Annotated in this window: 5 protein-coding genes; 4 read left to right on the top strand and 1 reads right to left on the bottom strand. The window is 42.2% G+C overall.

Going from position 1 to position 5,610, the window contains the following annotated elements; genetic code table 11:
- On the bottom strand, positions 1-1,011 hold a 1,011-nt coding region (gene ald / locus CXF82_RS00390), incomplete at its 3' end, for an alanine dehydrogenase (protein ID WP_102043465.1).
- Between the two features lie 180 nt (positions 1,012-1,191).
- On the opposite strand from ald, the gene lrp reads away from it, so the two are divergent.
- The 4 genes from lrp to CXF82_RS00410 all read left to right on the top strand — a co-directional run.
- Complete coding sequence (gene lrp / locus CXF82_RS00395) at positions 1,192-1,695, top strand: leucine-responsive transcriptional regulator Lrp (RefSeq protein ID WP_101091658.1); 504 nt, start codon at positions 1,192-1,194, stop codon at positions 1,693-1,695.
- A gap of 193 nt (positions 1,696-1,888) precedes the next feature.
- Positions 1,889-4,399, top strand: coding sequence for a DNA translocase FtsK (locus CXF82_RS00400; protein ID WP_101091659.1), 2,511 nt, complete (start codon positions 1,889-1,891; stop codon positions 4,397-4,399).
- A 92-nt stretch (positions 4,400-4,491) separates the two neighbouring features.
- On the top strand, positions 4,492-5,118 hold the full coding sequence (gene lolA / locus CXF82_RS00405) for an outer membrane lipoprotein periplasmic chaperone LolA (RefSeq protein WP_101091660.1): 627 nt from the start codon (positions 4,492-4,494) through the stop codon (positions 5,116-5,118).
- Positions 5,119-5,127: 9 nt separating this feature from the next.
- The coding region (locus CXF82_RS00410; protein WP_145991618.1) for an AAA family ATPase at positions 5,128-5,610 on the top strand (483 nt) is incomplete at its 3' end.

Consider the following 5,610-nt stretch of genomic DNA (forward strand, 5'->3'; position numbering starts at 1 on the left):
CTTGTCTTGAAGCAAAGCTTCACGGTAACCAAGTTGAGCCAACTTAATAATGTATGGCAATGTGGCATTGTTAAGTGCAAAAGTCGAGGTACGAGCAACAGCACCAGGCATATTCGCGACACAATAATGAACAACATCATCAACAATATACGTAGGGTCTTGGTGTGTTGTTGCATGTGAAGTCTCAATACAACCACCTTGGTCGATTGCAACATCTACAATTGCAGAACCTGGCTTCATTGCGGCAATATGCGCTCGAGTGACAAGCTTCGGCGCTGCAGCACCAGGAACAAGTACACCACCAATGACAAGGTCAGCTTCTAAAACATGCTTTTCAATAGCATCAGCTGTTGAATAGATTGCTTTAACTTTATTATCAAACTGTGCATTTAGACGACGTAATGCATCAATGCTACGATCAAGAATAACAACATCAGCGCCTAGGCCTACTGCCATTTGCGCAGCGTTTGTTCCCACCATGCCGCCACCGATAATAACGACTTTAGCAGGTTCAACACCTGGTACACCGCCAAGCAGCATACCACGTCCGCCCATCGACTTTTCAAGTGCCATTGCGCCAGCTTGAATCGACATACGGCCAGCAACTTCAGACATTGGCGCAAGTAAGGGAAGTGCACCACGGTCATCTGTTACCGTTTCATAAGCTATACAAACAGAGCCACTTTTAATAAGGTCTTCTGTTTGTGGTAAATCAGGCGCTAAATGTAAGTAGGTAAATAGAAGTTGGTCTTCTCTTAACATTGCACGTTCTACTGCTTGTGGTTCTTTTACCTTAACAATCATTTCTGATTGGGCAAAAACCTCAGCTGCAGTTGCTAGGATTTTAGCGCCTACATTAACGTAATCTTCATCGGTAAAACCAATGCCAGAGCCAGCACTTGTTTCAATAAAAACCTCATGACCACGTAGAGTCAATTCACGAACGCTAGAAGGTACCATGCCTACACGATATTCGTGGTTTTTGATTTCTTTTGGAACACCTATAATCATCTTAGAGCCTCAATTTCGCATAAAAACCCATTTTCTATGGGTGTAATTGTTATTTTGTTATGCCTGAACGTGAATGTTTCAGGGAAATCTAGTATAGTATTCCTTCGGCAGTTTATGCTGCTGAAGTTTATCTAAACACAGTGTTTTATTTTGTTATAGATGCAATTCAAGGTTGTAAATATGGTTAATAATAAAAAGAGTCCTATAAAAGACTTAGATCGAATCGATAGAAATATACTTAATGAGTTACAACTTGATGGGCGCATTTCCAATGTAGAACTATCAAAACGTGTTGGGCTGAGTCCCACTCCTTGTCTAGAGCGAGTTAAAAGGCTTGAAAAACAAGGATATATCAAAGGATATACAGCATTAGTCAATCCCCACTTTTTGGGTGCATCTTTACTGGTGTTTGTTGAGATCACGTTAAATCGTGATACAGCGGAAGTATTTGATAAGTTTAACGATGCCGTGCAACTACTTGATGATATTCAAGAATGTCATTTAGTTTCAGGTGATTTCGATTACTTATTGAAGACTCGAGTATCCGATATGTCCGCTTATCGTCGTTTATTAGGGGAAACCTTACTTAAACTACCTTCAGTCTCTGATACACGCACTTATGTGGTGATGGAAGAGGTTAAGCAGACGAATCGTGTGGCTATCAATACGACTTCTGAAATGTAATTTTGTTGTTTTCTTGTGCAAGAAGGGCGTCAATCGACTCCCTTCTTTTATACAAAATACAATTGATACAAAATGATGCAAAGATTCCACATGAATAATTATTCACTTTATTGTGTCCAACTCAAACGCTGCAAAATAAACTCATTTCTGGTATCTTACTGACATTATCGTCTTTTTTATTGTAGGCTTGCGATTGTCCAAGGCAACTAGTGTAAAAACCCTTTCCGGCGTACAACGACTATTAGAAGGTAGTCTGATCATCTGTTGCATGATTGCAACTTATATCCTTATTGCGCTAAGCAGTTTTAATGCATCCGATCCCGGCTGGAGCCAATCCCATTTTGATGGAGATATTCAAAACCTCACCGGCGCTGTTGGTGCTTGGTTAGCCGACGTATTACTTTATATTTTCGGTTATACCGCTTATATCATCCCGGTCATTATCGCTTTAACGGGTTGGTCGCTGTTTAAACGCACCCATAGATTGCTAGAAATTGACTACTTTTCTGTAGGCTTGAGATTAATAGGCTTTCTTCTTATTGTGTTTAGCCTTGCAGCATTAGGCAGTATGAACGCAAATGGACTTTACGAATTTTCAGCCGGTGGTGTCACGGGGGATGTAATAGGCCAAGCGATGCTGCCCTACTTTAATCAGTTAGGGACAACACTACTGCTATTATGTTTTGTGGGTGCCGGTTTTACGCTGCTTACTGGTATTAGTTGGCTAACTATTATTGATTTAACTGGCTTCGCGACGTTATGGTGCTTTAAGTCATTACGACAATTACCCGCAAAACTTGTCCCTAATAAAGAAGAAACTGAAGATACTCGCGGTTTCTTATCCGTGGTTGAGCGTTTTCGTGAAAAACGCAGTAAAGAACGGGATGAACAAGAAACGTGTGATGCTAATCTTTATGAGCAGGATGATTCCGTTAACCCAGAAACAGCAAAGAGTGCTAATACTCGGTTAGAACCTAAAATAGAACCTTTATTAACACAGCCATCGCAAGCCATAGAACCAACAATTCAAGCGCCTTGGATTGCAGACGTTCAACCTGAAGTTGAGACGATTGATTTTGACGCAAAAAAATCAACTGGCGCGGTAAACGCAAGCAAACGCATAAATGATGGCAAAGCCAAGATCGTCGATGGCATCGTTATTTTACCTGGCCAAGAGGAAGGTCCGGTGAGCAAAGCTGCGATGGAGCCGCTACCAAGTATTTCATTACTCGATGTACCCAATCGAAAAAGTAACCCCATAAGCCAAGAAGAGTTAGACCAAGTCGGTAGATTAGTCGAAGTTAAACTTGCTGATTTCAACATTACGGCAAAAGTCGTTGGCGTATATCCAGGTCCTGTTATTACTCGTTTTGAGCTCGAACTAGCGCCTGGCGTTAAAGCTTCAAAGATCACTAGTTTATCCAAAGATTTAGCGCGTTCGCTGCTGGCAGAGAGTGTCCGAGTGGTTGAAGTTATACCAGGTAAAGCATTTGTAGGTCTCGAGTTACCTAACAAGTTTAGAGAAACGGTCTTTATGCGTGACGTATTAGATTGCGATGAATTCAGAGATAGTCCATCTCATTTAAGTATGGTACTTGGGGCTGATATCGGCGGTAAGCCCGTCATTGTTGACCTAGGTAAAATGCCACATCTGTTAGTGGCAGGTACCACTGGCTCAGGTAAGTCAGTCGGCGTAAACGTGATGATCACTAGTTTACTGTATAAATCGGGGCCAGATGATGTTCGCTTCATTATGATCGACCCGAAGATGTTAGAACTTTCAGTTTATGAAGGGATCCCACATCTGTTGTGTGAGGTTGTTACTGATATGAAAGAAGCGGCTAACTCACTTCGCTGGTGTGTCGGTGAAATGGAGCGTCGCTATAAGCTCATGTCAGCTCTTGGGGTACGTAACCTTAAAGGCTATAACCTTAAAATTAAAAATGCTAAAGAGGCTGGCGAACCCATTGTCGATCCTCTATGGAAATCATCCGACAGCATGGAACCCGAAGCGCCAGAGCTCGATAAGCTCCCTTCAATCGTTGTTGTCGTTGATGAATTTGCCGACATGATGATGATTGTGGGTAAAAAGGTTGAAGAGCTTATTGCACGTATCGCGCAAAAAGCACGTGCGGCAGGCATACATTTAATATTAGCGACGCAGAGACCATCGGTTGATGTTATTACAGGTTTGATTAAAGCAAACATTCCAACTCGTATGGCTTTCCAAGTGTCTTCACGAATCGATTCAAGAACGATTTTGGATCAACAAGGCGCAGAAACCTTATTAGGTATGGGTGACATGCTTTATTTGCCACCGGGCACGAGTGTTCCTAGTCGCGTCCATGGCGCCTTTATTGACGATCATGAAGTACACAAGGTTGTTGCTGATTGGCATGCTCGCGGAAAACCACAATACATTACAGATATTTTACAAGGCTCAGCAGAAGGAGAGCAGGTGTTGCTTCCTGGTGAGGCCAGCGAATCTGACGAAGATACTGATGTGTTATACGATGAAGCAGTGGCATTTGTTACCCAAACGCGTCGCGGATCAATCTCTAGTGTGCAACGAAAATTCAAAATTGGTTATAACCGCGCGGCACGGATTATTGAACAAATGGAACTTCAAGGTGTAGTTAGTGCCCAAGGCCACAATGGGAACCGTGAAGTATTAGCACCGCCTCCACCTAAAGACTTTGATTAATTTCAATAAGTTTAGCGGATGAATTTGTGGTTATGAATAATGAAGACACTCAATATCAGTGTTGTGCCTAGGGCGCAACCGGGAGAACCAACATGAATAGACTTATCGCTATGGCGATGGCAGGGTTACCTTTATTAGCGCATTTTTCAGTTCAAGCGGATGCTTCTGAGGAGCTAAAAGTAAAGCTTGCCGAAATCAATAACCTTAAAGCCAATTTTAGTCAGACCGTCACCGATATTAATGACAAAGTGATTCAGACGGGTGAAGGTATTTTTGCACTGGCGCAGCCAAATCAATTTTACTGGCACTTAACCGCGCCGGATGAATCATTGATTGTCGCCGACGGTACTGATGTATGGATCTACAATCCTTTTGCAGAAGAGGTGTCGGTTATGGATGTTAACCAAGCAATAAGTGCATCTCCTATCGCCTTACTTGTCCATTCTGATCCGCAAACATGGTCACAATACCAGGTTGAAAATAATGGCCAATGTTTTGAAATAAGCCCAATAGATAAAGAGGCTGGCGTGTCGGAAGTTGAGGTCTGCTTTAACGAGCTAACATTGACTAAAATGGTGCTAAAAGATCAACAAGGCAATACCAGTAACTTTACTCTTACAGATCAAACCCATGTAACCGAGAGTGAAGGTAATTTATTTGAATTTATCGTGCCTGAAAATGTTGATATTGATGATCAACGTTTGAAGTCTAGTCATTAAGAGTGTTCCGTGAGTAGTTTAAGTTTAAATTTCGCACCCGATTTTAGGCCTCTAGCGGCTAGAATGCGCCCGGAAACATTAGCGCAATATGTTGGACAACAACATTTATTGGGCGAAGGGCAACCGTTAAGGCAAGCACTTGAAGCTGGAAGAGCTCACTCCATGATGTTTTGGGGGCCACCAGGAACAGGTAAAACCACACTGGCAGAGCTTGTAGCCAGTCATGTTAATGCCCATGTTGAACGTATTTCTGCCGTCACCTCAGGTGTTAAAGAGATTAGAAGTGCAATAGAACATGCAAAAAATGTTGCTCAATCTCGTGGGCAACGTACTTTACTTTTTGTTGATGAAGTTCATCGTTTTAATAAAAGCCAACAAGATGCCTTTTTACCGTTTATAGAAGATGGAACGGTGATTTTTGTTGGTGCAACAACTGAAAATCCTTCTTTTGAGATAAATAACGCACTCTTATCGCGTGCACGTGTGTATCTG

The organism is Shewanella sp. GutDb-MelDb (assembly GCF_002836075.1).
Lineage (GTDB): Bacteria > Pseudomonadota > Gammaproteobacteria > Enterobacterales > Shewanellaceae > Shewanella.